The 25,998-nt window shown below is 71.9% G+C and carries 23 protein-coding genes and 1 pseudogene; 11 read left to right on the forward strand and 13 right to left on the reverse strand.

Annotated elements, in window-relative coordinates:
* Window positions 1-906: 906 nt before the first annotated feature.
* Entirely contained in the window at window positions 907-2,184 is a 1,278-nt protein-coding gene (locus tag ASD48_RS02895; protein WP_107104261.1) for a hypothetical protein, read from the forward strand.
* 97 nt (window positions 2,185-2,281) lie between these two features.
* Window positions 2,282-2,476, forward strand: coding sequence for a hypothetical protein (locus ASD48_RS02900; protein ID WP_057599756.1), 195 nt, complete (start codon window positions 2,282-2,284; stop codon window positions 2,474-2,476).
* A gap of 80 nt (window positions 2,477-2,556) precedes the next feature.
* On the opposite strand, the gene ASD48_RS02905 is transcribed toward ASD48_RS02900, so the two are convergent.
* The 3 genes from ASD48_RS02905 to ASD48_RS02915 form a co-directional block, all read right to left on the reverse strand.
* Window positions 2,557-3,504: a 3-oxoacyl-ACP reductase gene (locus ASD48_RS02905; protein ID WP_057600967.1), complete on the reverse strand. Its 948-nt coding sequence runs from the start codon at window positions 3,502-3,504 to the stop codon at window positions 2,557-2,559.
* Between the two features lie 15 nt (window positions 3,505-3,519).
* Window positions 3,520-4,596 carry a Zn-dependent alcohol dehydrogenase gene (locus tag ASD48_RS02910; protein ID WP_057599757.1) on the reverse strand — a complete coding sequence of 359 codons (1,077 nt, stop codon included), beginning with the start codon at window positions 4,594-4,596 and terminating at the stop codon, window positions 3,520-3,522.
* A 227-nt stretch (window positions 4,597-4,823) separates the two neighbouring features.
* A complete protein-coding gene (locus ASD48_RS02915) occupies window positions 4,824-5,681 on the reverse strand; it encodes a MaoC/PaaZ C-terminal domain-containing protein (RefSeq protein ID WP_057599758.1) in 858 nt (285 codons plus the stop codon).
* Window positions 5,682-6,014: 333 nt separating this feature from the next.
* Between ASD48_RS02915 and ASD48_RS02920 the strand changes: the two are divergent.
* From ASD48_RS02920 to ASD48_RS02930, 3 genes and pseudogenes are all read left to right on the forward strand, one after another.
* Window positions 6,015-7,346, forward strand: a pseudogene (locus ASD48_RS02920) (histidine kinase); the annotation flags it as partial.
* A gap of 437 nt (window positions 7,347-7,783) precedes the next feature.
* A complete protein-coding gene (locus ASD48_RS02925) occupies window positions 7,784-8,416 on the forward strand; it encodes a response regulator transcription factor (protein ID WP_057600968.1) in 633 nt (210 codons plus the stop codon).
* A 31-nt stretch (window positions 8,417-8,447) separates the two neighbouring features.
* Entirely contained in the window at window positions 8,448-9,920 is a 1,473-nt protein-coding gene (locus ASD48_RS02930) for a hypothetical protein (protein ID WP_057599759.1), read from the forward strand.
* 9 nt (window positions 9,921-9,929) lie between these two features.
* Here the strand turns inward: ASD48_RS02930 and ASD48_RS02935 are convergent, their stop codons facing one another.
* From ASD48_RS02935 to ASD48_RS02945, 3 genes are all read right to left on the reverse strand, one after another.
* On the reverse strand, window positions 9,930-10,580 hold the full coding sequence (locus tag ASD48_RS02935; protein WP_057599760.1) for a class I SAM-dependent methyltransferase: 651 nt from the start codon (window positions 10,578-10,580) through the stop codon (window positions 9,930-9,932).
* 195 nt (window positions 10,581-10,775) lie between these two features.
* The gene (locus tag ASD48_RS02940; protein ID WP_057599761.1) at window positions 10,776-12,518 is read right to left on the reverse strand and encodes an MFS transporter; all 1,743 of its coding nucleotides are present in this window, start codon (window positions 12,516-12,518) and stop codon (window positions 10,776-10,778) included.
* Between the two features lie 195 nt (window positions 12,519-12,713).
* The gene (locus ASD48_RS02945; protein WP_057600969.1) at window positions 12,714-13,379 is read right to left on the reverse strand and encodes a TetR/AcrR family transcriptional regulator C-terminal domain-containing protein; all 666 of its coding nucleotides are present in this window, start codon (window positions 13,377-13,379) and stop codon (window positions 12,714-12,716) included.
* A 240-nt stretch (window positions 13,380-13,619) separates the two neighbouring features.
* Between ASD48_RS02945 and ASD48_RS02950 the strand changes: the two genes are divergently transcribed.
* The 5 genes from ASD48_RS02950 to ASD48_RS02970 all read left to right on the forward strand — a co-directional run bounded on the left by ASD48_RS02950 (window position 13,620) and on the right by ASD48_RS02970 (window position 18,212).
* Entirely contained in the window at window positions 13,620-14,468 is an 849-nt protein-coding gene (locus tag ASD48_RS02950; RefSeq protein WP_057599762.1) for an NAD(P)H-binding protein, read from the forward strand.
* A gap of 261 nt (window positions 14,469-14,729) precedes the next feature.
* Window positions 14,730-15,752, forward strand: coding sequence for an N-acetylmuramoyl-L-alanine amidase (locus ASD48_RS02955; protein ID WP_057599763.1), 1,023 nt, complete (start codon window positions 14,730-14,732; stop codon window positions 15,750-15,752).
* Between the two features lie 178 nt (window positions 15,753-15,930).
* On the forward strand, window positions 15,931-16,737 hold the full coding sequence (locus tag ASD48_RS02960) for a DUF5336 domain-containing protein (protein WP_079073584.1): 807 nt from the start codon (window positions 15,931-15,933) through the stop codon (window positions 16,735-16,737).
* 109 nt (window positions 16,738-16,846) lie between these two features.
* The gene (locus tag ASD48_RS02965; RefSeq protein ID WP_057599765.1) at window positions 16,847-17,857 is read left to right on the forward strand and encodes an LLM class F420-dependent oxidoreductase; all 1,011 of its coding nucleotides are present in this window, start codon (window positions 16,847-16,849) and stop codon (window positions 17,855-17,857) included.
* Window positions 17,858-17,921: 64 nt separating this feature from the next.
* Complete coding sequence (locus tag ASD48_RS02970; protein WP_054238057.1) at window positions 17,922-18,212, forward strand: hypothetical protein; 291 nt, start codon at window positions 17,922-17,924, stop codon at window positions 18,210-18,212.
* A gap of 144 nt (window positions 18,213-18,356) precedes the next feature.
* On the opposite strand, the gene ASD48_RS02975 is transcribed toward ASD48_RS02970, so the two are convergent.
* Genes ASD48_RS02975 through ASD48_RS02985 form a run of 3 tightly spaced genes read right to left on the reverse strand, consistent with a single transcriptional unit; the run spans window position 18,357 to window position 21,621 of the window.
* On the reverse strand, window positions 18,357-19,427 hold the full coding sequence (locus tag ASD48_RS02975; RefSeq protein WP_057599766.1) for a prenyltransferase: 1,071 nt from the start codon (window positions 19,425-19,427) through the stop codon (window positions 18,357-18,359).
* Complete coding sequence (locus tag ASD48_RS02980; protein ID WP_057599767.1) at window positions 19,424-20,185, reverse strand: class I SAM-dependent methyltransferase; 762 nt, start codon at window positions 20,183-20,185, stop codon at window positions 19,424-19,426. Before ASD48_RS02980 ends, ASD48_RS02975 begins: the two co-directional genes overlap by 4 nt.
* Window positions 20,179-21,621 carry a glycosyltransferase family 4 protein gene (locus tag ASD48_RS02985; protein ID WP_057599768.1) on the reverse strand — a complete coding sequence of 481 codons (1,443 nt, stop codon included), beginning with the start codon at window positions 21,619-21,621 and terminating at the stop codon, window positions 20,179-20,181. Before ASD48_RS02985 ends, ASD48_RS02980 begins: the two co-directional genes overlap by 7 nt.
* 209 nt (window positions 21,622-21,830) lie before the next feature.
* Between ASD48_RS02985 and ASD48_RS02990 the strand changes: the two genes are divergently transcribed.
* Window positions 21,831-22,451: a TetR family transcriptional regulator gene (locus ASD48_RS02990; protein WP_057599769.1), complete on the forward strand. Its 621-nt coding sequence runs from the start codon at window positions 21,831-21,833 to the stop codon at window positions 22,449-22,451.
* Between the two features lie 278 nt (window positions 22,452-22,729).
* Here ASD48_RS02990 and ASD48_RS02995 read toward each other — a convergent pair whose 3' ends face one another.
* The 4 genes from ASD48_RS02995 to ASD48_RS03010 all read right to left on the reverse strand — a co-directional run bounded on the left by ASD48_RS02995 (window position 22,730) and on the right by ASD48_RS03010 (window position 25,962).
* Complete coding sequence (locus tag ASD48_RS02995) at window positions 22,730-22,963, reverse strand: ferredoxin (protein WP_057599770.1); 234 nt, start codon at window positions 22,961-22,963, stop codon at window positions 22,730-22,732.
* Window positions 22,964-22,969: 6 nt separating this feature from the next.
* The gene (locus ASD48_RS03000; RefSeq protein ID WP_057599771.1) at window positions 22,970-24,427 is read right to left on the reverse strand and encodes an aldehyde dehydrogenase; all 1,458 of its coding nucleotides are present in this window, start codon (window positions 24,425-24,427) and stop codon (window positions 22,970-22,972) included.
* Between the two features lie 141 nt (window positions 24,428-24,568).
* Window positions 24,569-25,816 (reverse strand): site-specific integrase, encoded by a 1,248-nt coding sequence (locus tag ASD48_RS03005; RefSeq protein ID WP_057599772.1) that lies wholly within the window; start codon window positions 25,814-25,816, stop codon window positions 24,569-24,571.
* Window positions 25,816-25,962, reverse strand: a complete 147-nt coding sequence (locus ASD48_RS03010; RefSeq protein WP_242432540.1) for a helix-turn-helix domain-containing protein — start codon at window positions 25,960-25,962, stop codon at window positions 25,816-25,818. The genes ASD48_RS03005 and ASD48_RS03010 overlap by 1 nt, the downstream gene beginning before the upstream one ends.
* Window positions 25,963-25,998: the final 36 nt, after the last annotated feature.

The following is a 25,998-nucleotide window of genomic DNA, read 5'->3' on the forward strand; positions in this document are numbered from 1 at the left end:
TGAGCGGGTGGCCGATGCACACGCTTCCCGGCACCCTCAGGCGAATCGCTTCTGCACCACTCTTATGAGGGAAGAAGGCCGCCCGGCGGTCCCACGTCCGTGCGTACGAAAACTAGCTTCGTCGCCGGAGGTGACCGAACGATGACGATGCCGGCCTGTGCGATCGAGCCCACCGCTGCGGACGGGAGTGACCCCGAGGACGGCGCCGCCGAGCCCCCGCCATGCGCGGAGGAGTACGCGGAGGAGTACGCGAGCCGCGCGATCTCGGCCGATCACGCGACCGCGCCGCATGACGCGACCGCGCCGCATGACGCGACCGCGCCGGATGACGTGATCCCCGAGGACCGCGGGATCACGGAGGACCTGGGGTCCGTGACGGACCCCGCGTACACGGAGGACCGGGGGTACGCACCGGACCGCGGGATCACGGAGGACCGGGGGTACGCACCGGACCCCGGGATCACGGAGGACCAGGGGTACGCGCCGGACCCCGGGATCACGGAGGACCGGGGGTACGCACCGGACCCCGGGATCACGGAGGACCAGGGGTACGCGCCGGACCCCGCGTTCACGGAGGACCAGGGGTACGCACCGGACCACGGGATCACGGAGGACCCGAGGCACGCGCCGGACCACGGGATCACGGAGAGCCGCTGGATCACGACCGAACCTCTGGCTACGACGGCTCCCGTGGCCACGACGGACCGCTCGATCGCAGGAGACCACCCGGTCGTCGCGGACCACGCGGGCACGGGGCGCCACGGGCCTGCGGCGGACCGCGAGCCCACGGGGGGCCACCGGATCACGACGGACTACGCGATCGCGGACGACACCGGGTTCACGGGAAGCCGTGAGGCCGTCGCGGGCCGCGTGCTCACGGCCCGCGGTGAAAGCGAGGCCGACCGCCTGCTCACGGTCGGCCGGGGAGGCGACACGGACCACCCGCTCCCAGGTGACCCTGGAAGCAAGACGGACCCCCCGCCCACCATCGGCCCTGCAAGCGGCCCCGATCACCCGCTCTCAGGTCACCGTGGAAGCGACACCGGCCACGCGCTCACCGTCGGCCGCGGGAGCGCAGCGGAGTGTGTGATCACGGCCGGTGGTGCCTACGCCGCGCGGCTCGCCCGGGCCGGTGACTCCTGGTTCCCCGAGCGATGGACCCTGGACGGCCCCGAGCCGTACGCCGTGCCGCTGCCAGGCAACCAGCCGGAGGAGCCCGGCACCGAGGTGCAGCCGATGGCCGACGGCCGGGTCCTGATCCGGCGGCCGATCGAGGGGCGGCACGCGTTCTCGCTGCTGTATCCGACCGGGCCCGGCACGGGCGAGCTGCCGCTGGGCGCCGTCGAGTGCCCGGACGAGGGCACCCGGCTGCACCTGCTCCCGCCGGCCCCCTGCGGCGAACGCGCGTACGCCCTCGCCGTCGGCCTCCGCACGACGACCGTGTGGCTGGTCGCGGGCGGCACCTTCGGCCCCGAGTACCTCGCCGAGATCCCCGGCCGCTGCTCGGGCGGCGTCTGGCTGGACCGTACGGGCCGCATGCTCGCGCTGGACCGGGAGGCCGGCGGCCGCACCAAGACGATCGTCGTGGACCTGGAGCGCGGCGGCGAGGTGTCGCCCCTGCTGCAGATCGCCGCCGACAGCGACGACCGTCTGCTGCTCGCCGACCCCGACAGCGGGCTGCTGCTCATCCGCTCGGACGCGCCCTCGCCGGGCGAGGCACGCCTGGGCTGGGGGGTCCTCGGCAGCACGCTGCCGGTCCGCTTCCCGGAGTCGCTGCACCCGCCGGACCTCGCTCTCACCCCCTTCGCGAGTCAGCCGGGCCAGGCACTCCTCCCCGAGGCCTGCGCGGTGGCGCTCCGTATCGACGGCCCGTTCGGCACCTGGGTGGGCGTATGGCGTCCGGCCGATCGTCGCCTGCATCAACTCCGGGCGCCCGACGGATGGTTGGCGGGCAGTGGAGTGTGGACGCCGGACGGTGTCCTCCGGCTGCCGTACGCCACGGAGGCGGAGCCGTGCGGGGTGGCACCGCTGACGGCACCGCCCACCGAACCGCCTTCGTCCGTACCGTCACCGACGCCGTCCGAAGCGGCCTCACCACTCGGCGAACCCCCGCGGCAGGCGCCCGCCGTGACCCGTCCGGTACCCCTCCAACAAGCCCCCCTCGGCCGACTTGTAACGAAGTAGCAGCGGTTGGCGTGGCCGCCTGGATCAGCCCCTCGGTGTGCCGGATAAAATCGCCCGGCTGTAAAGAAAGATCATGTTGACGGGGTGAATTCTTCCGATGAGCGACACAAGCACCAGGCAGCCGCTGTCCGCCGACTCCCAGGAGGCGGCCGGACACGGCCGGCACCGGGGTCCGGTCTCGTCCCAGGACGGTGACTCGGCCCCACACGGCCGGCACCGCAAGCCGGCCGAGAACAGGGCCGACAGCTGGGCCGACGGCTGGGCCCAGGACAGGGCCGAGGCATCGGTCTGACGGTACGTACGCCGTACACCGGAAGGGCTCCGGTCGTCCCTGGACGACCGGAGCCCTTCCGCATACGTCCCGCCCCGCCCTTACTCCTGCCCTCGCCGTAGTCCCAGGACCTCCGCCGCGGCGAACGTCTCCCCCGGGGGCCGGTCCGCGAAGTGCGCGCCGAGGACGGCATCCAGCTCCTCGTAGCCGAACACGTCCTCCTTGCTGTCGAACTTCGCGCGCACCCGCGGCCGTTCGACGACGGCGACCATGCCACCGTGCGCGACGAGCAGCTGTCCGTTGATCCGTGCGGCGGCCGGCGAGGCCAAGTAGCCGACCAGCGGGGCCACATGCTCGGGGGCGAGCGGGTCGAGGCCGCCCTCGTCCGGCGGTGCGAAACCGGCGAAGACGTCCTCCGTCATCCTGGTCCGGGCGCGCGGGCAGATGGCGTTGGCCGTCACGCCGTACTTGGCGAGTGCGAGCGCCGTGGACGTCGTCAGCCCGACGACTCCCCCTTTGGCGGCCGCGTAGTTGGGCTGTCCGGCCGAGCCCGCGAGAAACGCCTCCGAGGAGGTGTTCACGATCCGCCCGTACACCGGACCACCCGCCGCCTTGGACCGGTCACGCCAGTGGGCGGCGGCGAAACGGGTCGTGCTGAAGTGCCCTTTGAGGTGGACCCGGACCACCGCGTCCCACTCGTCCTCGGCCATCGAGAAGACCATGCGGTCGCGCAGGATGCCTGCGTTGTTGACCAGGATGTCCAGCTTGCCGAACTCGCCGATCGCCAACTCGACGAGCGTACGCGCCTGTTCGAAGTCGGCGACGTCCCCGGTGTGGGCGAGCGCGGTGCCGCCGGCCGACCGGATCTCCCGTGCGACCTCCTCGGCGGGGCCGGCCGACGCCTCGCCCGACCCGTCCCGGCCGGGCTGACCGTAGTCGTTGACGACGACGGCCGCGCCCAGCCGCGCCAGTTCGAGCGCCTCGGCCCGGCCGAGTCCGCGCCCGGCACCGGTGACGATCGCGGCCAGCCCCTCAAGTGGCAGTGCCATCAGGACGGTCACCCCTCAGATCTCTATGCACGTACGGAGCGCCGCCCCGGTACGCATCTGGTCCAGCGCCTCGTTGATCTCGGTGAGCGCCACGCGGTGGGTGATCAGGCTCGACAGGTCGATCCGGCCGGCCCGCCACAGGGAGATCGTCCGCTCGTAGGAGCGCAGGACGTCCCCGCCGCCGTACATCGACGGCAGGATCCGCTTCTCGTCGAAGAACAGCTCGAACATGTTGAGCTGGAGGAAGTCGTCCATGGCGCCCGCGCCGACGACGACGAGGGTGCCGCCGCGCCGGGTGTTGTCGTAGGCGGTGCGGGCGGTGGCGGAGCGGCCGACGACCTCGAAGACGTAGTCGAACCCCTCGCCACCGGTGACCAGTTGCTTCGCTCCGGGCAGCTCGTCCGGTGAGACGGCCTTCGTGGCGCCGAACTCGAGGGCCGCCTCCCGTCGCGAGGCGACCGGGTCGACGGCGACGATCTCGGCGGCGCCCTTGAGCCGCGCGCCCTGGATCGCGGAGATGCCGACGCCTCCGCAGCCGATGACAGCGACCGACGAACCGGCTTCCACGTCAGCCGTGTTGAGGGCGGCGCCCAGGCCCGTGGTCACTCCGCAGCCGATGAGCGCGGCGATGTCGAAGGGGACGTCGTCGGGGATGGGGACCGCGCAGCCCGCGTCGACCACGACCTCCTCGGCGAAGGTTCCGGTGCCGGCGAAGCCGAAGAGGTCTCCGCCGGGTCGCCGGAAGTTGGGTGTGCCCGCGTTCATGAACCCGGCCAGGCACAGTTCGGTCTGGCCGCGCTTGCACGCGGGACACGCCCCGCAGGCCGGCAACCAGCAGACGACGACCCGGTCACCCGGCTTCACCCGGGTGACGCCCTCGCCCACCTCCAGGACCTCGCCCGCACCCTCGTGACCGGGCACGAAGGGCGCGGGCTGCGGCAGCACCCCGCCCATCGCGGACAGGTCCGAGTGGCACAGGCCCGTGGCCCGCACCCGGATCCTGACCCGTCCGGGGCCGAAGCCCACCGCCTCGACGTCGTCGAGGACCTCCAGCTTGTCCTGACCGATCTCGTGCAGTACGGCTGCGCGCATGGTGCGGCTCCCCTCGGGTCCCCTCGGATGCTGGGCGGTTCTGGAGGTGAATTCAGCTGCTGCTGGAGGTGGTGCGAGTGGTTCGGGTGGTCCTGGTGATGCAAGTGCTCAGGTGACCCCGGTGGTGCAAGTGGCTCAGGTGGCCCCGGTGGTGCCCAAGTGGCTCAGGTGGCCCCGGTGGTGCAAGCGGCTCAAGTGGCCCGGTGCGACGACGGTGGCCGCGTGGTTCAGGAGTGTTCGACGAGCGTGTCGGCGAGGACGGGCGCGTCGTCCCGTTGAACGGCGCTCACGGCCACCCGGACGGTGCCTTCCCCGCGCCACATGCGGATCCGCAGGGTCTCTCCCGGGAACACCACACCGGCGAAGCGCGTGCCGTAGCCGCGCACCCGGCTCACGTCGCCGTCGAGCAGCGTGTCGACGACCGCCTTGAGCGTGATGCCGTAGGTGCACAGCCCGTGCAGGATGGGCCGGTCGAAGCCTGCGAGCTTCGCGAACTCCGGGTCGGCGTGCAGCGGGTTGTAGTCGCCGGAGAGACGGTAGAGCAGGGCCTGGTCCTCACGGACGATCCGCTCGACCACCTTGTCGGGCTCGCCGGAGGGCGGTTCGAGCCGGGCGGAGGGGCCCCGGTCGCCGCCCCAGCCGCCTTCTCCCCGGACGAAGATCTGGGCGTCGTTGGTCCACAGCGGCCCGTCCGCGTCGGCGACCTCGGTGCGCATGACGAGGACGGCTGCCTTGCCCTTGTCGTACACGGCGGCGATGCGTCCGGTGGCGGTCGCCCGGCCGGTCACCGGAAGGGGACGGTGGATCTCCAGGCGCTGACCGCCGTGCAGGACCCGGGCGAGGTCGACCTCGACACCGGGCATGGACAGTCCGCTGATCACACCGGGCGAGCCGGAGCCGGCCACGGTGGCGAAGCTCGGCAGGACATGGAGCCGGGACTCCAGCGTGTAGCGCAGTTCGTCGGGGTCGGTGGCCGGGACGCCCGCGCCGATGCCGAGGTGGTACAGCTGGACGTCCCGGCGGTCCCAGGTGATCTCGCCGGTCCGGGGTTCGGCGGCGAGCGCCTTGGCTGCGTCGATGGGCATGGAGCTCCTGATCGCTCGGATCGACAGGATCGATCGCATCGTTCCAAGACCTCGGCACGGCCGTCCGCACCGATCGGCCGCACCGAGGCCGTCACGGGGCCGCGGAACCCGCCCTGCCCAGAACGGATCTAGAACGCGTTCCAGTGCGGCGACCCCCTGTATAGCCCAGGCCCCGGAAGTTGTGAAGACACCTGACGGCATGTCAGAAACGGTTGCCGATGACATTTGTCCCGCCCGACCGCGTACATCCGGCACTGCCGCGCGCGGGCCCGGAACCGTAGCGTCGAGGACAGGTACACGACCGTGGCACACGCAGGAACGGGGGACGGACGGATGACCAGGTCATACGAGGACCGGCGCCGCGCGGCGGCCTGCCGCCGGGGCGCCTGGCGCTCGGCGTTCCGTACGGCACGGGAGCACCGGCGGCACTGGAGAGCGGACAAGGAGCGCCTCAAGGCCGAGTACCGGAGCGCCCGCAGGGCCGGGCGGATTCCCGAGGACCCGGGTCCGCCGGCCAGCGGCTTCACGCTGCTGCCGTGGCTGCTGATGGGGATGGGCGCGTTCTCCAACCTCTTCCAGGGCGACGCCGACCCGTGGATCGGCAGCCTGGGCCTGCTGGCGTTCAACTCGCTCTACATCTACGTCACGTTCCGCGCCTTCGTGAAGGAGGCCCGCGAGGCGACCTCCACGCGGCTGGCGCTGGTGCTGCTGGGCCTCGTGACCTGCGGGCTCGCCCTCGGCTACGGCGGCGGCTGGCTGCTCTTCCTCCCGCTGTTCGGCCTCGCGACCGGCGCGGTACTGCGCGGCCCCCAGCTGCGGACCATCGGTACCGCAGTCGCCGTCCTGGCGGGCGCGGTCGCCTGTGTCCGCGACGGCTGGGAGGGCCTCACCATCGCCTACGCCACCTGGATCTCGACGATGGTGACCGCCGCGATCCTCTCCCTCTCCGAGGCCGTACGGGAGCTGCGCGCCGCCCGTGAGGAACTCGCCCGCCGGGCCGTGGAGGAGGAGCGGCTGCGCTTCTCCCGCGATCTGCACGACCTGCTCGGCCACACCTTGTCGGTGATCGTGGTGAAGTCGGAGGCGGCCCGGCGACTGGCACCGCGCGACATGGACGCGGCCCTCTCCCAGGTCACCGACATCGAGGCGGTGGGCCGCCAGGCGCTGACCGAGATCCGCGAGGCGGTCACCGGCTACCGCGAGGGCAGCCTGGCCGGCGAGCTGGACCGGGCCCGCTCGGCCCTGACGGCGGCGGGCGTCGAGCCGTCGGTGAGCCGGTCGGGGCCGCCACCGGACCCAAGGACCGCGGCGCTGCTCGGCTGGGTGGTGCGCGAGGCGGTCACCAACGTCGTCCGGCACAGCGACGCGAGCCACTGCGGGATCACGGTCTCGGGCACCCCGGAGCGGGTCCGGCTGACGGTGACGGACGACGGCAGCAGCGGAGGCGGCGACGGCAGCGACGGCAGCGACGGCAACAGCAACAGCAACAGCAACAACAGCAGTGACCGCGACACCGGCGACACGGACGGCGACAGCTGCCGCCCGCCGGGCGGCGGCACCGGGCTCACCGGCCTGCGCGAACGCCTGGCGGCGGCGGGCGGCACCCTGACGGCGGGCCCGGGACCGCGCGGCGGCTTCACGGTCACGGCGGAACTGCCCGTCGAACTCCCGATGTCACCCCCGGGCATGGGTATCCACGCCGACAGCGTCGCCGGAACCGGAACCAGGACCGCCGACGCCACCGGCACCAGCACCAGCACCAGCACCAGCACCAGCACCAGCACCAGCACCGATACCCCTGCCGTCACCGGGGACGCCACCGAACCCGAAGGGATCCAATCCCCCACGACCTCGCAGGCCCCCACGACCTCGCAGTCCGCCACGACCTCGCAGTCCGCCACGACCTCGCAGTCCGCCACGACCGCGCAGTCCGCCACGACCGCGCAGTCCGCCACGACCGCGCAGTCCCCCGCGACCGCGCAGTCCCCCACGACCGCGCAGCCGGTGTCCGCGGCAGCGCATCCCGCGGACACCGTGCCGTCCGTGGCGGCCGGCCCTAATCTGGGCCCGTGACCGAGATGCCGGGTTGGCCCGTGAACGAGATGCCCTCCGACCACCGCCCCGCCAAGTCCATCAGGGTGCTGCTCGCGGAGGACCAGGGCATGATGCGCGGGGCGCTGGCCCTGCTGCTGGGGCTGGAGGCCGACATCGAGGTCGTCGCGCAGGTGGGCACCGGGGACGCGATCGTGGACGCGGCCCTTCTGCATCGGCCGGACGTCGCGCTCCTCGACATCGAACTCCCCGGCATCAGCGGCCTGGACGCGGCCGCCGAGCTGCGCGACCAGGCGCCCGGCTGCCGGGTGCTGATCCTGACCACCTTCGGCCGGCCCGGCTATCTGCGCCGGGCCATGGAGGCCGGGGCCTCGGGGTTCCTGGTCAAGGACGGCCCGGTGGAGGAGCTGGCGGCGGCGATCCGCCGGGTGCTGGCGGGCGAGACGGTCGTGGACCCGGCGCTGGCCGCCGCCGCGCTGAGCGCCGGCCCGAATCCGCTCACCGCCCGCGAGTGCGACGTCCTGAAGGCCTCCGTGGACGGCGCGACCGTCTCCGACATCGCCGCCAGGCTGCACCTCTCGGAGTCCACGGTCCGCAACTACCTGTCCTCCGCGATCGGGAAGACGGGGACCCGCAACCGTATGGAGGCCATGCGGGAGGCTCGGCAGCAGGGCTGGCTCTAGAGGTCCGGACCGGCGCTGGCATAGTGCCCGCATGTTCTTACCGATACGGATCCTCAGGCGTCCGGCCGCGCTGGCGGCGAGTGTCGCGGCACTGTTCGCCACGGCGGTGGCACCGGCCGCCGCCGACGGCTCCGAGCAGGTCGTGATGCGGTTCGAGACGCCGCAGACGTACGTCATGTACAACGCCGACCAGGGGGCCGCGGCTTCGAACAGCGACTTCCCCGTCCCCGTCTTCGTCGAGCGGAGCAAGGGCGGCGAACCGGCCCGCAATGTCCGGGTCGTCGTGGACGCGTCGGGCCTGGGAGGCGTCGCACGGCTCGGCGAAGGGGGCATGTGCAAGGCCGAGGGGCCGCTCTACACCTGCGAGTACGGCAATGTGCAGAACGGCGACGGTGAGAGCTACAACCCCCTCGCCCTCCTCGGCGTGGACGGCGTCGAGCCGGGCGACAGCGGGACGGTGACGTACACCGCGACCGCCGACAACGCGCCCACCATCACCGGCACCACCCGGATGACCGTCGGCGGTCCGACGCTGTCCGCGCCCGGGCAGGAGAAGGGCGTGAGCGGGCTGGCACCGGGCAAGTCCGCGAACCTCACGGCACGGTTGGCCAACAACACCCGTTTTCCCACGGAGGCGGGCGTCGCGCTCCAGGTCAACGCGTCGGAGGGGGTGACGCTGACCGCCCTGCACAGCAACTGCTTCTACGCGGGCCCCGCGCCCACCTCCGCCTGGTGCGCCTTCCCCACGAAGGCCGCGGCGGGCGCCGCCTACCGCACCGGCGCGCCGCTGGTCTACGCGCTCACGCCGCCCGGGAGACTGAGCGGCGAGGTGACCTACACCTGGTCGTCACCGCCCTCCCGCCCCGCCGACCACACCGTGCGCGGCACCGGAGCCCCGCTCACCCTGGTCCGCACGGCCCCCCAGCACTTCGACGACACCCACGGCAGGCTCGGGATCACCACGACCGTGCAGGTCGACTACCGCCCGGTCACCGCGACCGTGCGGGGCCGGGTCGGTGACACGGTGAAGGTGCGACTCGGGCTGGAGGACCTCGGTCCCGGCCGGGTGCGGGGCGAAGAGGACCAGGGCCGCTTCGAGGTGGTCCCGCCGGAGGGCACCACGGTCACCTCGATCCCGTACGTCTTCGAGGAGGACGAAGGGAAGTGGGCCTGCGCGCGACCGGAGAAGCCCGACGGGGCGTTCGTCTGCGAGATCGGCCACGACGGCCTCTACGAGGTGCGGCACGAAGGGGGCACCACCGCGATCGACTTCCACATCCGCATCGACCGTCAGGTCCGGGGGGCCGAGGGCACCATCCGCACGTACAACCCGTTCGACCGCACCCCGGCCAACGACGTCGGCGTCATCCCGCTCGACGCCTCGCCCGCCTCGCCCTACCGATTCTCCAGTCACCCCTGGGCCTGGACCGCGGGCGCCCTGGTCGTCGTGATCCTGGCAGCGGCGTACCTCCGTCGCCGCCGCCGCAACGCGAAACCGTCGTGAGCGCCGCGCCTAGATGCCCGCGCCCGTCCGTCGCAGCACCCGCATCGAGCCGGTGTCCGAGACCTCGGTGAAGGCGCCGGAGTCCAGGGCACGGAGGTAGACGCGGTAGGGGGCCTGGCCGGTGAACTCGTCGACGGGGTCGGGGAACACGTCGTGGATGACGAGGAGCCCGCCCTCGGCGACATGCGGTGCCCAGCCCTCGTAGTCGGAGGTGGCGTGCTCGTCGGTGTGGCCGCCGTCGACGAAGACGAGGCCGAGGGGCGAGTTCCAGAACGCGGCGATGCGCGGCGAACGTCCGACCAGGGCGACCACGTGCTCCTCCAGGCCCGCGCGGTGCAGGGTCCGGCGGAAGGTGGGCAGGGTGTCCATCAGGCCGACCTCGGGGTCGACGGTCTCCGGGTCGTGGTACTCCCAGCCGGGCTGCTGCTCCTCGCTGCCCCGGTGGTGGTCGAGCGTGAGCGCGCTGACGCCGGTCTGCCGGGCCGCGTCCGCCAGCAGGATCGTGGAGCGCCCGCAGTAGGTGCCGACCTCGAGCAGCGGCAGCCCGAGCGCACCGGCCTCGACGGCGGCCGCGTACAGGGCGAGGCCCTCGTCGACCGGCATGAACCCCTTCGTCGCCTCGAACGCGGCCAGGATCTCGGGCTTGGGTGCCGCGGGCATAGGGGGTCCTCCGGGGTCCGTGCGGGGTGGTACTTGCGGTGGTTGCCAGGTGGTGCTTGGGGTGGTTGTCCATGCGCGCGGGTGGCCGTGCGTACGGCCGCCCATGCTGCCGCACCCCCCGCCGCCGAGGCGACAGGGGGTGCGGAAACGACGGGCCGAGGTGCGCGCGGGGTGTGCGGGCCGGGCCCGGCGGGGTCAGGCGCTGACCGTCTCTCCGGGCAGGGACAGGTCCAGGTCGACCGGACGCTCGTCGCCCGCGTGGGTCGCGGAGCTCGCCAGCGGGCCGTGGCCGGTGGCCTTGGCGGCGAGGACGTAGGCACCCTGGGCCGGGACGGCGAGGGCGTAGCTGCCGTCCTCCTGCGACAGGGTGGCGCCGGCCTGGCGGCCGCGGCGGTCGATGAGCGTGACCTTGGCGCGGGCGACCGGGACACCGTCGGCGTCCAGGACCCGGCCGCGGAAGCCGCGCAGGACCTCCTCGGCGTGCTTCAGGTTGGCCTCCTCCTCGCTGCTGGCGCGCAGCTGCGGCACGGCCGACGGGCGCTGCTGCCGCGGCAGGAAGAGGGCGAGGAGCAGGCCGACGGCGACGGCGCCGGTGGCGATCAGGAAGGAGAGGCGGAAGCCGTGCATGGTCGGTACGGCGACTCCGCCGACGTCGTTCGCGGTATTGGCCAGCACCATGCCGATGACGGCGCTGGACACCGAGGTGCCGATGGACCGCATCAGCGTGTTCAGGCCGTTGGCCGCGCCGGTCTCCGAGGCCGGGACCGCGCCGACGATCAGCGCGGGCAGGGAGGAGTACGCGAGGCCGATGCCGGCGCCGAGGACGACGGCGATGACGAGGCTCTGCCAGGCGGCACTCATCAGGCCGAGGCCGGCGCCGTAGCCGATCGCGATGACCAGCATGCCGAGGATCAGGGTGAACTTGGGGCCGTACCTGGCGGACAGCTTGGCGTAGACGGGAGCGGTGAACATCATCGTCAGGCCGAGCGGCGCGACGAGCAGACCGGCGGTGACCATCGACTGGCCGAGGCCGTAGCCGGTGGCCTTCGGCAGCTGGAGCAGCTGCGGCAGGACCAGGGAGACGACGTAGAACGAGACGCCGACCATGATCGAGGCCAGGTTGGTGAAGAGGACGGCCGGTCGGGCCGTGGTGCGCAGGTCGACGAGCGGGGCCTTGAGCCGCAGCTCCATCACGCCCCACAGGACGAGGACGACGGCCGCGGCGGCGAAGAGGCCGAGGGTGGTGCCGGAGGTCCAGCCCCAGTCGCTGCCCTTGGTGATCGGCAGCAGGAAGAGCACCAGACCGGTGGAGAGGCCGATCGCGCCGACGACGTCGAAGGTGCCCTCGGCGCGCGCCGGGGACTCGGGGACGACGAGGAGGGTGAGGGCGATGGCGAGGGCGCCGAGGCCCGCGGCGCCGTAGAACAGGGCGTGCCAGTCGGCGTGCTGGGCGATCAGGGCCGCGAGCGGCAGGGCGAGGCCGCCGCCGACGCCGATCGAGGAGCTCATCAGGGCCATCGCCGAGCCGAGCTTCTCGCGCGGCAGCATGTCCCGCATCAGGCCGATGCCGAGCGGGATCGCGCCCATCGCGAAGCCCTGGAGGGTACGGCCGGCGATCATCGTGATCAGGTCGCTGGTGAGGGCGCTGACCAGCGCGCCGACGACCATAACGGCGAGGCTGGCTATGAGCATGCGCCGCTTGCCGTAGAGGTCGCCCAGGCGGCCCATGATCGGGGTGGCCACGGCGCCCGACAGCAGCGTCGAGGTCAGGACCCAGGTGGCGTTGCTGGGCGCGGTGTCCAGCAGCTGGGGCAGGTCCTTGATGACCGGGACGAGCAGGGTCTGCATCACCGCGACCACGATGCCCGCGAAGGCGAGCACCGGGACGACGGCTCCGCTCGCTTCGCGGGTGGGCCGGTCGGTCGTCGTGTGCGTCATGAGGTGGGGCCTCCGGGGGCGGTGCGTCAGGGATACATGGAGACCGAACCTGTATGCATGGGCAACTATTCCGATGCTTCGGCGTACTAACGATTTCTTTATCTTCTCTTGAACGTTCGCCTGTTCGCCTGTTCGCCTCAAGGTTCCCCTGCCGGAAGCGACGGCCCGGGAGTCGGCCGGGGGCGGCGCCGCGCCTCAGCGGGCGGGGGTCTGGAGGATGCCGCTGAGCAGCACGTCCAGGCCCCAGGTGTCACGGTCGCCGGGCGAGAACAGGGCGGGCCGCAGCGCGGTGATCATCGGGTAACGGTCGGCGGGCAGGGCGGCGTAGTGGCGGTCGGCGTCCGCCACGACGGTCTCCTCCTTGCCCCCCTTGGTGAGGTAGGCGCTCTGCTCGGCGGCGGCCGCGGCACTGTGGAGATGGAGCAGGTCGACGGCCCAGGCGGCGGTGATGTCGTCGAGACCGCCCTCCTTGAGCAGCGCGAGCATGCGGTCGAGGACGAGCAGGGCGTTGGCCCCGGTGGGGATCGCCCCGAGGGCGACGGCGGCCAGCCCCTCGTGCCTGCTCATGGCCTCGACGGTGGCCGCGACCAGGGCGTGCAGCCGCTCCCGCCAGGTGCCCTCCGCGACGAGGGGGACCCGGGCGAGCGCCTCGTCCAGCATCGCGGCCATCAGGTCGTCGCGGTTGGCGACGTAGACGTAGAGCGAGGCAGGCCCGGTGTCGAGCTCCTTGGCGACGCGGCGCATGGTCAGCGCGTCCAGTCCGTCGCGGTCGAGGATGGCCAGCCCGGCACGCACGATCGCCTCGCGGCTGAGGGGGGCCTTGGCGGGCCGCGCGCGGCGGCTGATCGGCTCGGGGGTCACGGGGAGAGGGTAGCGGTCACGAACGCCGGTCGCCACGAACGCCGACCGTGACGAACACCGTTTGACACGAACAGCGTTCGTTCCCTAGCGTTGCGGAAAGGGCTGCACGAACAATGTTCGCCACGAACGTCGTTCGCATCACCTGGCACCTCCTCGCATCACCTGACGTCGCCCGACGTCACCTCGCCCCGCTTCACACCGCTTCACACCGCTTCTTCATCACTCGGAAAAGGAACCGTCATGATCCTGATCACCGGAGGCCGCGGCGCGGTCGCCACCCGGCTGCTCGCCCTCCTGCACGCCGACGGACTGCCCGTGCGGGTCGGCTCCGCCGTCCGCGCCGACCTCGCCCCGCCTCCCGGCGTCGAGACGGTCACCCTCGACCTCACCGACCCGGCGACCTTCCCCGCCGCCCTGGCCGGCGTCACCTCCGTCTTCCTCTACGCGACCCCCGACCACGTCACCGAGTTCGCCGACCAGGCCCACCGGGCCGGCGTCACCCATGTCGTGGTGCTGTCCAGCTCGAGCGTCCTGGGCGCCCTCGACTCCGAGCCGAAGGACGACCCCCTGGCCGGCTCCCACCTGGCCGTGGAGCGGGCACTGCTCGCCTCCCCGATCGCCACCACCCTCCTGCGACCGGGCTCCTTCGCCTCCAACGCCGCGTCCTGGGCCTGGCCCGTCAGGGCCGGACTGCCCGTCAGCCTGCCCTTCCCCGGCGCCCACACCGACCCCCTCCACGAGGGCGACCTGGCCGAGGCCGCCCACGCCGTCCTCACCGACCCCCGGCACCGCGGCGGCCGGTTCACCCTCACCGGACCCGAGTCGCTCACGTTCGCCGAGCAGATCGACCGGCTCGCCGCCGTCACCGGCCGTGCCATAGCGGTCAAGCACGTCACCGCCGAGGAGTGGAAGAAGGAGACCGACGGGCACATCCCCGCCGTCTACGCCGACGCCCTCCTCGCCTGGTGGAAGTCGACGGACGGCAGGCCCGTCGCCCTCAGCCGCACCGTCGAGGAACTCACCGGCCACCCCGCCCGCTCCTTCACCGTCTGGGCCACCGACCACCTCGCCGACTTCACCGCCTCCTGAACCGCCGACACCCCGGGACGACCTCATCGCCGTCTCCATCCCCATCCCCATCCCCGCCCCCATCCCCATCCCCGCGCCCGGAGTGCGCCCCCCGGCAGCGCCGGACTGGCTGCTCGCGGCACTCGCCCGCGCCGGACAGCGCCTCGTGGGCGGGCCGGCCCCGCATCGCCCGTCCTTCCTCCGCCCGTCCTTCCTCCGTCCGTCATCCGTCCGGCCTCGTCCCACTGAGAGCTCGTCGGAGTGGCCGTTAGGGTGGCAGGCGTGTCGTACGCAGGCTCGAACCCCGGCCCCTCCGATCCCTTCGACCCCTCAGATCCCTTCGGCCCCTCGCGGCCGCGCCGCTCGCCGCTGCGCCGCCCGCTGACCGTGGCGCTCGCCGCGCTGGTCCCAGGGGCGCTGCTGGGCTGGCTGGCGTACGAGGCGCTGGGAGGGACCGGGACCGGGGGCGGCGGTACGGCCGGCACCGGGGCGGGGGCGGCGCCGAGCGTGCTGAGCTCCCCCGCGAACGGCTCGGACGGTGCGGGCAGTGCGGGCGGCTCCGGCGGCGACGGGAAGACGGGTGCCGGTACGGGCACCGCCTCCGCTTCGGCCCCGGCCGGTTCCGGCGCAACCTCGCTCCGGGGCAAGGTCGTCGTCATCGACCCCGGCCACAACCCCACCAACTACCAGCACACCGCCGACATCAACCGCCAGGTCGACATCGGCACCAACCGCAAAGAGTGCGACACGACGGGTACGTCCACCAACTCCGGTTACGACGAGGCGCAGTTCACGCTGGACGTGGCCCACCGGCTGCGCACGCTGCTCCAGCGGCAGGGCGCCACGGTGCGGCTGACGCAGGACAGCGACCGGCCGTACGGCCCGTGTGTCGACGAGCGCGCCCGGATCGGGAACGCGGCGCACGCCGACGCGGTCGTCTCGATCCACGCCGACGGCGCCGGGGCCGGGCAGCGCGGCTTTCATGTGATCCTGCCGGGCGCGGTGCACGAGGGCGCCGCGGACACCCGCGCCATCGTCGCCCCGTCGAAGGACCTCGGGAAGCTCGTCGCGGGCGACTTCGCCCGGGCGACGGGCACTTCACCGTCCAACTACGTCGGCGACGGCACCGGTCTCGTCACGCGTGAGGACCTGGGCGGTCTCAATCTGTCAACGGTTCCCAAGGTGTTCATCGAGTGCGGCAACATGCGCGATACCAAGGACGCGGCGCTGCTGACCAGTGGCGCCTGGCGGCAGAAGGCGGCGCAGGGGATCTCTGAGGGAATCGTGAGTTTCCTGCGCGGGTAGTGATCAGGGCGCTCATCCCGGCGGACAGCGCGATCGTGGTGACGATAGTGTCGTCCCTACGATGAGGGGCCACCCCCGCGCTTCACACAGGGGCCTGACGGCGACATGGTGACAGCGACGCCTCTACCGACATGTGTATGCGTGTACCGATGACGAGACGACTGACGAAGGACCTGAAGTGAATATCCGCTCCCTCACTCGAGGCGACGGCGTGGTGATCGGAGCAGCGGTATTGCTGTTCATCGCGTCGTTCCTGGACACGTTCGACGGCTCCGGCAGTGACGTCCCGAACGCCTGGGACAACCTCGGCCTCGTAATGAGCATGTATCTCGGCGGAATCATCGGTGCCGCCCTGATCGTCGTGGCCCGCGCGCTTCCCCAGCCCCGCAAGGTGGCCGGCATCGACCTGGGGCAGTTCGGCGTCGCGCTGACGGTCTTCGCCGCGTGGACGGCGTTCTGGACGATCATCGACCCGCTCGGTGCGTTCAGCGACACCTTCGGCAGCACCGACATCGAGACGGGCTCCGGTCTGATCCTGGGCCTGATCGCCGCGCTGCTGCTGGCCGCCGGCGCGGTCGCCACCCCGCTGGTGCCCGCCCTCCAGGCCGCCCTCGTCCCGGCGCCCCGGCCGGCCGCTCCGCAGCCCTACGGCGCGCAGCCGCCCGCCGGTTACGGCTACCCGGGCGCCCCGCAGCAGCCGTCGGCGTTCGGCGGTGCGCCGCAGCAGGGCCAGCCGGGTCAGCCGCCGTTCGGCGCCCAGCCGGGTCCGGCGCAGCCTTCGGGCGGGGACTTCTCCCCGTTCTGGTTCGCCGTGCCGGTGCCGCGTCCGCTGTACGCGGAGGACGGCGCGCCGATGCCGATCGCCGAACTGGCGCCGGGCACCTGGTACCTCGCGGTCGAGCAGGGCGCCCAGGGTCTGGTCGCCCAGACCCAGGACGGCCGCCGCGGTGTCCTGCGGGACTCCTCCGGCATCCAGCGCGGCTGAGCCCCGGCTCCCGCACGGCTTCACGCACGGCCCCTCGCCCTTCCGGGCGGGGGGCCGTTGTCGTACAGTCGCAGCCTTCCTTTGTCTGACATACCGTCAGGAGGCGTGCATGCGGCTCGGTCTGGCGCTCGGCTACTGGGGCCGCGGCCCCTCCCCCGACCACGTGGAGCTGGCGTGCGAGGCGGAACGGCTCGGTTACGACTCCGTGTGGACCGCGGAGTCCTGGGGCTCGGACGCGTTCACGCCCCTCACCTGGATCGCCGCCCGCACCACGACGATCAAGCTGGGCACGGCGGTGGCGCAGATGGCGGCCCGCTCCCCCACCACGACCGCGATGCACGCCCTGACCCTGGACCATCTCTCCGGCGGCCGGATGATGCTCGGGCTCGGCCTGTCCGGACCCCAGGTGGTGGAGGGCTGGTACGGCCGGCCCTTCCCCAAGTCCCCGCTGACCGCGACCCGGGAGTACGTGGACGTGGTGCGCCAGGTGCTGCGCCGCCGGGCGCCGGTGGAACTGGACGGCCGCTTCCACTCCCATCCCTACCGCGGCCCGGACGCGACCGGCCTCGGCAGACCGCTCAGGTCCATCACCCACCCCCTGCGCCCCGACCTGCCGGTGCTGCTGGGCGCGGAGGGTCCGCGCAACGTCGCCCAGACGATCCGTATCGCCGACGGCTGGCTGCCGCTGTACTGGTCGCCGAACCGGCCGGACGCGTACGGCCCCGCGGCGGCGGAGCTGCCCGACGGTTTCCGGGTCGCGCCGCTCGCCCAGGTACGGATCTGTGACGACGTCGCCGAGGGTCTGCTGCCCGTGAAGACCATGCTCGGCTTCTACATCGGCGGCATGGGCCACGCCAGCCGCAACTTTCACGCCGACCTGATGGCCCGCATGGGATACGAGGAGGAGGCCCGGCGCATCCAGGAACTGTTCCTGGCCGGGCGGCGCGAGGAGGCGGTGCTGGCCGTCCCGGACGCCTTCGCCGACGAGATCTCCCTGGTCGGACCGCGCGAACGCGTCGCCGAGCGGCTGGAGTCCTGGCGCAAGGGGCCGGTGACGGATCTGCTGGTCGTCGCCCCGGACCGGACGACCCTGCGGGTACTGGCGGAGCTCAACTCATAGCCACGGGCGCACGAAGAGCGAACACTCCACGTTTCAACCGGGATTCCGGGGCCAGACGGAAGTCATGTCTCGATATCGCAGTGGTTCCAACTCCGCCGGAACGGTCATAGCGGTGGTCGCGGACGTCATGGCCGTCATCCTCGGGCTGTGGATCCTCATGTACCTGCTGGACGCCAACCGGGGCAACGACCTGGTCCAGTTCGTGCATGACGCGGCCAACTGGCTGGCCGGCTGGTCACGTGACCTGTTCACGTTCGACGAGGCGTGGGCGCGGGTGGTGGCGGGCTACGGCCTGGCAGCGGTCGTCTACCTGTTCATCGGTCACGCGATCGCCAACCGGGTCCACCGCCACTAGGGCAGATCCCGGGGCGGGTCCTCTGACCCGCCCCGGGCACGAGTCCCCCCGGGCCATGAGTCCGCTCCGGCCACGAGTCCCCCCGGGCCATGAGTCCGCCCCGGCCACGGGTCCCCCCGGGCACGGGTCGAGCGCGGGAACGGGTCAGGCGCAGCAGTCCGTTTCCAGCCCGGACGGCAGCTGCTCCCCGCCGAACACGGCGCAGGTGGCCTCGTGACCACCGAGGGCCGCCACGGCGAGCAGCAGCGAACCCGCGGTCCAGGTGGTCAGCTCCCGGGGCCAGATCGCCTCGTCCTCGAACACGAATCCCGTCCAGTACAGGCCCGACTCCGCGTCGCGCAGATGCTGGATCGACTGAAGGATCTCCAGCGCCCGGTCGGACTCGCCCATCGCCCACAGCGCGAGGGCGAGTTCGGCCGACTCGCCGCCCGTCACCCACGGGTTGGGGACGACACAGCGCACGCCGAGACCCGGGACCACGAACCGCTCCCAGTCGGCCTCGATCCGCGACTTGGCCTCCGTGCCGGTCAACGCGCCGCCGAGCACCGGGTAGTACCAGTCCATCGAGTAGCGGTCCTTGTCGAGGAACCGCTCGGGGTGCCGACGGATGGCGTGCCGCAGTGCCCCCACCGCCAACTCCCAGTCGGGCTGCGGCTCTTCGCGCTGCTCGGCGATGGCCAGTGCGCAGCGCAGTGCCTGGTGGACGGAGGAGGAGCCGGTCAGCAGCGCGTCCGCGGTCGGGGTGCCGTCGTCGTCGCGCCGCCAGCCGATCTGGCCGCCGGGCTGCTGCAGCCGCAGCACGTACTCGACGGCCGCGTAGACGGACGGCCACATGCGGTCCAGGAACGTGTCGTCGCCGGTGGACAGGTAGTGGTGCCAGACGCCCACGGCTATGTAGGCGACGAAGTTCGTCTCGCGCCCTCGGTCGGTGACGTCGTCGAAGGCGCCGTCCGCGTACGCCGCGAACCAGGATCCGTCGTCGTTCTGGTGCCGGGCCAGCCAGGTGTACGCCCGCTCGGCGGCCTCGTGTTCACCCGCCGCGTCCAGCGCCATCGCGGCCTCGGTGTGGTCCCACGGGTCGAGGTGGTGGCCCCGGAACCACGGGATCGCGCCGTCCTCACGCTGCACGGCGAGGATGCCGGTGACGGTCTCGGCGGCCTGCTCGGCGGTGAGGACCCCGGGCAGGACGAGGTGTTCTGTCCGGGGTGTGGTCACTTGGCGTCCGCCCCGGTCTTCTCGGCCTGCTCGGTGAGTCGCGGCAGGTGCGGCTTGGTCGCGTACGCCACGAAGCTCTTGCCGATGAGCGGGTTCAGCGCCTGCTCGGCGACCCGGGTGGCGAGGGGCTTCTTCATGATGTCCCAGACCAGCAGCTTGTGGTACGCCCGCACCGGCAGCGCCTTGTCGTTGTCGACGCCGAAGGCGCACTTCAGCCACCAGTACGGCGAGTGCAGCGCGTGGGCATGGTGGGTGCCGTACGGCTTCAGGCCCGCCTCGCGGATCTTCGCGAGCAGCTCGTCCGCCCGGTAGATGCGGATGTGACCGCCCTCGACCTCGTGGTAGGCGTCGGAGAGGGTCCAGCAGACCTTCTCGGGGCCGTAACGCGGGACGGTGATGGCGATCCGGCCGCCCGGCTTGAGCACCCGCACCATCTCGGCGAGGACGCCCTTGTCGTCCGGGATGTGCTCCATGACCTCGGAGATGATCACGACGTCGAAGGACTCGTCGGGGAAGGGCAGGGCGAGGGCGTCGCCCTCCATGGCCGTCGCGGTGGCACCCTCGGGGGCCTCGCCGGCCTCCTTCATCGCCGCGAACCACTTGGCGACCTCGCGGATCTCCTCGGCGTTCTGGTCGAGGGCCACGACCTGTGCGCCGCGCCGGTAACACTCGAAGGCGTGCCGGCCGGCACCGCAGCCCAGGTCCAGGACTCGGTCGCCCGGGGCGAGCGGGAACCGGGAGAAGTCGACGGTCAGCACGTGGCCCTGCTTTCGCGATCGCGATCGGATGCTTCGGATACGGCGTCGGTGTCGGCACCGGCCCCGGCCCCGACGGACTCGACGGCTTCGGGGGCGGTGGAGACCGCGGCGGCTTGGGCGACCCGTGGGCGACCGCGTTCGGCTATCGCCTCGCGGTACCGGGCCACGGTCCCCTCGGCCGCCCGCGCCCAGGTGAACCGCTCGAGCACCCGTCGGCGTCCGGCCGCACCGAGCCGGGCCCGCAGCTCCGGGTCGCCCAGCAGCCGTCCGAGACCCGTGGCCAGCGCGCCGGAGTCGCCCGGCGGCACGGCCAGGCAGGTCTCGCCGTCGCGCCCGGCGACCTCGGGGATCGCGCCGCCGGTCGTGGCGAGCAGCGGGGTGCCCGTGGCCATGGCCTCGGCGGCCGGCAGGGAGAAGCCCTCGTACAGCGACGGCACGCAGGCGACCTCCGCCGAGCGGACCAGGTCGACCAGTTCGGCGTCGGAGATGCCCTTGACGAACTCGACGGCGCCTTCGAGGCCGTACCGCTCGATCGCCTGGGCGACGGGCCCCTCCTGCGGGCGCTTGCCGACGACGACGAGATGGGCGTGCGGGTGCTCGGTGCGCACCTTGGCCAGCGCCTCGACGAGGAAGACCAGGCCCTTGAGCGGAACGTCCGCGCTGGACGTCGTCACGATCCGGCCGGGTACGACGGCCACGGCGGGGTTGGGCGAGAACAGGTCGGTGTCGGCACCGATGTGGATGACGTGGACGCGGTCGTCGCGGACGCCGAGGTGGTCGACTATCTCCTGGCGGGAGGTGCCGGAGACGGTGAGCACGGACGGCAGCCGGCGCGCGACCCGCTTCTGCATCCGGGTGAACGCGTACCAGCGGCGCACGGAGTACCGGCGCCGGCGTCCCTCGGCGGCGTCCAGCTCCAACTGCCGGTCGACGGTGATGGGGTGGTGGATGGTGGTGACGAGGGGCGCGCCGATGTCCCCCAGCAGCCCGTAACCCAGGGTCTGGTTGTCGTGCACGATGTCGAACTCACCGCGGCGCGCGCGGAGATGGCGACGGGCCCGCAGCGAGAAGGTCAGCGGCTCGGGGAAGCCGCCGGTCCACATCGTGGCGACCTCGAGGGCGTCGACCCAGTCGCGGTACTCGCCGCGCTTCGGGGTGCGGAAAGGATCCGGCTGACGGTAGAGGTCGAGGCTGGGCAGCTCGGTGAGGGTGAGACGGTCCTCGTGGCCCGGGTCCAGCACCGGATAGGGCTGGGAGCCGATCACCTCGACGCGGTGACCGAGACGGGCGAGCTCACGCGAGAGATGCCGTACGTAGACACCCTGGCCCCCGCAGAACGGGTTCCCCTTATAGGTGAGGAGAGCGATGTCGAGCGATCTCCCGCCGTCGGCGGCGAGATCGTGCCGGGGCCCTGCCTGACTGGCCTCAGCGGTCACTCCGGGCCCCCTTCTGCCTGCATTGTCCCGCGAGACTACGACGGGACGCTAATCTAGAACAAGTTTCAGACTTGATCGTTCGGGAGGCTCTGAATCTACCGGCAGGTAGGAGAGCTGTGAGCAGTGGATCAGGTGATTCACGCCACGGCCGACCGCCCCGTCGAGCTGTGCGCCCACTGAGCCTCACCGACTGTCACGGAACGGGACCCATGTCTGCGGAAGCCAGCACTCAGCACCCTGCCCACTCCCCGCTCACCCAGCGGCAGGAGGAGCGCCGGCGCCGCATCCTGCACGCGAGCGCGCAGTTGGCCAGCCGGGGCGGGTTCGACGCGGTGCAGATGCGGGAGGTCGCGGAGTCCTCGCAGGTCGCCCTGGGCACGCTCTACCGCTATTTCCCCTCCAAGGTGCACCTGCTGGTCGCCACGATGCAGGACCAGCTGGAGCACATGCACGGCACGCTGCGGAAGAAGCCCCCGACGGGCGAGCGGGCGGCGGACCGCGTCGCGGAGACCCTGATGCGCGCCTTCCGCGCACTCCAGCGCGAGCCGCACCTGGCGGACGCGATGGTCCGCGCGCTGACCTTCGCCGACCGCAGCGTCTCACCGGAGGTCGACCAGGTGTCCCGTCAGACGACGGCGATCATCCTCGACTCGATGGGTCTGACCGACCCCACCCCGGAGCAGCTCTCGGCGGTCCGCGTCATCGAGCACACCTGGCACTCGGCGCTCATCACCTGGCTGTCGGGGCGCGCGTCCATCGCCCAGGTGCGGATCGACATCGAGACGGTGTGCCGGCTGATCGACGTGACGGACCCCCGGACACACGAGTAGGACGGGCCGGCGAGACGTGCGCACCGGAAGACGCACGCGTGCGCACCGGACTCACGCACGAGACGCACGCAAAGGACCTACGAGACGACGAGGGTTCCTTCAGGCCCTGTCCCGCGACCCTCAGGTCCCTCGGTCCGTCCGTCGACGTCGGCCTCAGCGGATGCCTTCGCGTCACGCAGAAGTCGGCTACTCCGGTCGGACCCCCTCATTCGCCTCGTAGGCCACTACCAGGATAAAACGTCCAAAACCTGACGCAATACCCTATCGACAGATTTTCTTCATTCCTCCGGCGGGAACACCGCCTCCCCGCTGCCCACCAGCGAGATCATGATCGCCTCCACCGGGCAGCTCTCCGCCGCCGCCAGCACCCGCTCGTTGGCGTCCATGTCCGGGTCGGCCGGGTGGGACTGGCGCGCGGTGTCGAGCCGGAAGCCGTCGGGCGCGTGATGGACGCACTGGGCGGATCCGATGCACAGGGACCGGTCCACCTCGACGTGCCAGCGATCCCCCATGGCCCGTCAGCCCTCCCAGCCCGCCGGCAGGTGGATCATCTTGTGCTCGAGGTACTCACCGAAGCCCTCGGGCCCGAACTCCCGCCCCAGACCGGAGTTCTTGTAGCCGCCGAACGGCCCGAGCATGTCGAGGCTGAAGGTGTTCACCGAGTACGTCCCGGTACGGACCTGCCGGGCGACGTCGATGCCGTGCTCGACGTCGGCCGTCCACACGCTGCCGCTGAGCCCGTAGTCGGAGTCGTTCGCGATCCTCAGCGCCTCGGACTCGTCGCCGTAGGGAAGCAGGCAGATCACCGGCCCGAAGATCTCCTCGCGGGCGATCCGCATGGAGTTGTCGACGTCGCCGAAGAGGGTCGGCTCCACGTACCAGCCGCGCTCCAGACCCGCGGGACGCCCCCCGCCCGTGAGGATCTTCGCGCCCTCCTCCTGCCCGATCCGGATGTAGTCCAGGTTGCGGCGCTGCTGCCGCCGCGCCACCAGCGGGCCGACCTGGGTCGCCGGGTCCAGCGGGTCGCCGACGACCAGCGCGGCCGCCGCGGCGGTGAAGGCGTCCGCGAACTCGTCGTAGCGCGAGCGCGGCAGGAGGATGCGGGTCTGGGCCACACAGGCCTGCCCGTTGTTCATCCAGGCGGCCGAGACGATCCCGGGGACGGACGTGGCGACGTCCGCGTCCGGCAGGACGACGGCCGCCGACTTGCCGCCGAGCTCCAGGGTCACACGCGTCAGGTTCCGGGACGCCACCTCCATGACCCGCTTGCCGGCCGCGACCGAGCCGGTGAACGACACCTTGTCGACGCCCGGATGCCCGACCAGGTACTCACTCACCTCGCGGTCCGCCGGCAGGATCGACAGCACACCCTCCGGCAGCCCCGCCTCCCGCGCGATCTCGGCCAGCAGATACGCGTCCAACGGCGACTCCGGCGACGGCTTCAGCACCACCGTGCAGCCGGTGAGCAGCGCGGGCGCGAGCTTGGCGGCCGCGACGAACTGCGGGACGTTCCAGGGGACGACGGCCGCGACCACCCCCACGGGCTCGCGCCGCACGAGGATCTTCCCGAGCACGCCGTCGCGCCGCTCCTCGTAGGTGAAGCCGCGCGCGACGGTGATCGCCGCGTCCCACACCATCATCGCGCCGAGGGCCTGCGCGAGGACGCTCCAGGAGTACGGGGAGCCGTTCTCGGAGGAGATCACCCGGGCGATCTCCTCGTGACGCAGCGCGATGCCGTCCTTGATGCGGGTGACGACGGCGATCCGCTCGTCGAGCGACAACCGAGGCCAGGGCCCCTCGTCGAAGGCCCGCCGCGCCGCGGCGACCGCCCGGTCCACGTCACCGGCCGACGCGTGCGGCACCCGCCCGATGACCTCCTCGGTGTGCGGCGAGACGACCTCGATGACGTCCTTGCCCAGGGGGTCGGTCAGTTCCCCGCCGATGAACAGCTGTCCGTGTTCCACGAGCTCGGCCATGGCCACTGCCTTCGTCTACGTTTCTGACGGTGTTTCAGGAACTGATACCAGTTCTAGTTAAAGTAGTCCACGGACAGCACGAGAATGCCCCTGACCAGCGGTTTCCCGATGATCAGGGGCGGGCGCGGAAAGCGTGGGCCGTCAGGGGGCCGTCGGGGGCCTGCGGGCCGTCCGGTACATCTCGTCGACGGCCTTCCGTGTCCGCGTCTCACTGCTCGGCATGAGGTGGGTGTAGGTGCGGAGCGTGAACCCGGCGTCGGCGTGGCCGAGGTAGGCACTCAGGGCCTTGATGCTCTCCCCGGAGTCGAGGAGCACCGAGGCGTAGAAGTGCCGTAGCGCGTGCATGCCGTCTTCGCGAGACTCCTTGTACCGCTCCCCCGGCCCGGGCTTGGGGATCACTCCCGCCGAGGCGAGCGCGGGCTTCCAGGCATGCGCGTTGAAGGCATTCCGCCAGACCGCTCCGCCCTCAGTGCCGGTGAAGTACAAGAGCCTGGTCACCGGCTCTCCGTCGGGGCGCATCCAGGGCAACGTGACTTCGGCCGACGGGAAGGCCGTCATGTGCTCGGCGAGCGCGGAGGCGACCGAGTCCGGCAGCGGCACGTCACGGAGCTTGCCGTTCTTCGGCGGGGCGAAGACCAGCTTCCGATCCACGATCTTGACCTGCTGGGTGACGTGCAGAACGCCGGACAGCGGATCCACCTCGTCGACGGCCAGCCCGAAGATCTCCCCTTGCCGAAGTCCGCATCCGGCTCCGAGGTCGACCATGGCTCGGTACCAGTCAGGCAGTCCCCGCCGCACGGAGAACACACGGTCGGCGGACCACGGAGCGACACGACCAGGGGCGGGCTTCGGGCGCCGGACCGAGCGCGCCCCGCACGGATTGCGGGCGAGGCGACCGTCATCGACAGCGGCAGCGAGCACCGCCGACACGTTCCCGAAGATCACGCGACGGGACGATCCGGCGCTTCCCGCGTCCTCCAGCTTGCGTATCCAGGCTCGCATGTCGGACGGCTGGAGCGAGGAGAGGGGACGGCTTCCGAGGTACGGGAAAGCATGAAGCCGAAGGCGACGCTCTGTGTTCTCGCGAGTCGTCGGGTCGGTCGTCTGCCCGGCCAGCCACTCGGTGGCGTACTGCTGAAAGGTGACCTTCCCGGCCTCAGGATCGAGGTACTGGCCACGCGACATGTCCGCCTCGATACCCGCGAGCCACTGGTCGGCGAGCCGCTTCTTGCCGTCGGGGAAGCTCTTGGACTTCTCGGTGCCGTCCGGTCCGACGTACCGGGCCCGGTAGCGCAGACCGAGGCCATGACGATCGGTCTTGACCTTGCGCGACTTGCCGTCCGGGCTGACTTCCATGCGGAACCAGCGATCCTGAACATGCCCGGCCATCAGGCAGCCTCCCCAAGCTGGGTGTCCACCCAGGCCCGCACGTCGTTCGGGTCGAAGCGCAGGTGCCGGCCGACTCGGAAGCCGCGGGGACCGGTGCGCTTGCGTCGCCACTGGTAGACCGTCTCGACGCTGGGCAGTTCGAACATCTCCACCAGGTCGTCAGGCGTCAGGAAGCGGTTGGG

Origin of the sequence: Streptomyces sp. Root1310, from assembly GCF_001426425.1 — a bacterium.
Classification (GTDB): Bacteria; Actinomycetota; Actinomycetes; order Streptomycetales; family Streptomycetaceae; genus Streptomyces.

What these genes read in the sequence shown, in the direction of transcription:
- ASD48_RS02910 (WP_057599757.1), bottom strand. Translation starts at nt 4,596, where the DNA reads ATGCGCGCAGCCGTACTGCACGAGATCGGTCAGGACAAGCTGGAGGTC.
- ASD48_RS02925 (WP_057600968.1), top strand. Translation starts at nt 7,784, where the DNA reads ATGCCCTCCGACCACCGCCCCGCCAAGTCCATCAGGGTGCTGCTCGCG.
- ASD48_RS02915 (WP_057599758.1), bottom strand. Translation starts at nt 5,681, where the DNA reads ATGCCCATCGACGCAGCCAAGGCGCTCGCCGCCGAACCCCGGACCGGC.
- ASD48_RS02995 (WP_057599770.1), bottom strand. Translation starts at nt 22,963, where the DNA reads ATGGGGGATCGCTGGCACGTCGAGGTGGACCGGTCCCTGTGCATCGGA.
- ASD48_RS02905 (WP_057600967.1), bottom strand. Translation starts at nt 3,504, where the DNA reads ATGGCACTGCCACTTGAGGGGCTGGCCGCGATCGTCACCGGTGCCGGG.
- ASD48_RS02940 (WP_057599761.1), bottom strand. Translation starts at nt 12,518, where the DNA reads ATGACGCACACGACGACCGACCGGCCCACCCGCGAAGCGAGCGGAGCC.
- ASD48_RS02970 (WP_054238057.1), top strand. Translation starts at nt 17,922, where the DNA reads ATGTCTCGATATCGCAGTGGTTCCAACTCCGCCGGAACGGTCATAGCG.
- ASD48_RS02950 (WP_057599762.1), top strand. Translation starts at nt 13,620, where the DNA reads ATGATCCTGATCACCGGAGGCCGCGGCGCGGTCGCCACCCGGCTGCTC.
- ASD48_RS02965 (WP_057599765.1), top strand. Translation starts at nt 16,847, where the DNA reads ATGCGGCTCGGTCTGGCGCTCGGCTACTGGGGCCGCGGCCCCTCCCCC.
- ASD48_RS03010 (WP_242432540.1), bottom strand. Translation starts at nt 25,962, where the DNA reads ATGTTCGAACTGCCCAGCGTCGAGACGGTCTACCAGTGGCGACGCAAG.
- ASD48_RS02900 (WP_057599756.1), top strand. Translation starts at nt 2,282, where the DNA reads ATGAGCGACACAAGCACCAGGCAGCCGCTGTCCGCCGACTCCCAGGAG.
- ASD48_RS02930 (WP_057599759.1), top strand. Translation starts at nt 8,448, where the DNA reads ATGTTCTTACCGATACGGATCCTCAGGCGTCCGGCCGCGCTGGCGGCG.
- ASD48_RS02935 (WP_057599760.1), bottom strand. Translation starts at nt 10,580, where the DNA reads ATGCCCGCGGCACCCAAGCCCGAGATCCTGGCCGCGTTCGAGGCGACG.
- ASD48_RS02990 (WP_057599769.1), top strand. Translation starts at nt 21,831, where the DNA reads ATGTCTGCGGAAGCCAGCACTCAGCACCCTGCCCACTCCCCGCTCACC.
- ASD48_RS03005 (WP_057599772.1), bottom strand. Translation starts at nt 25,816, where the DNA reads ATGGCCGGGCATGTTCAGGATCGCTGGTTCCGCATGGAAGTCAGCCCG.
- ASD48_RS03000 (WP_057599771.1), bottom strand. Translation starts at nt 24,427, where the DNA reads ATGGCCGAGCTCGTGGAACACGGACAGCTGTTCATCGGCGGGGAACTG.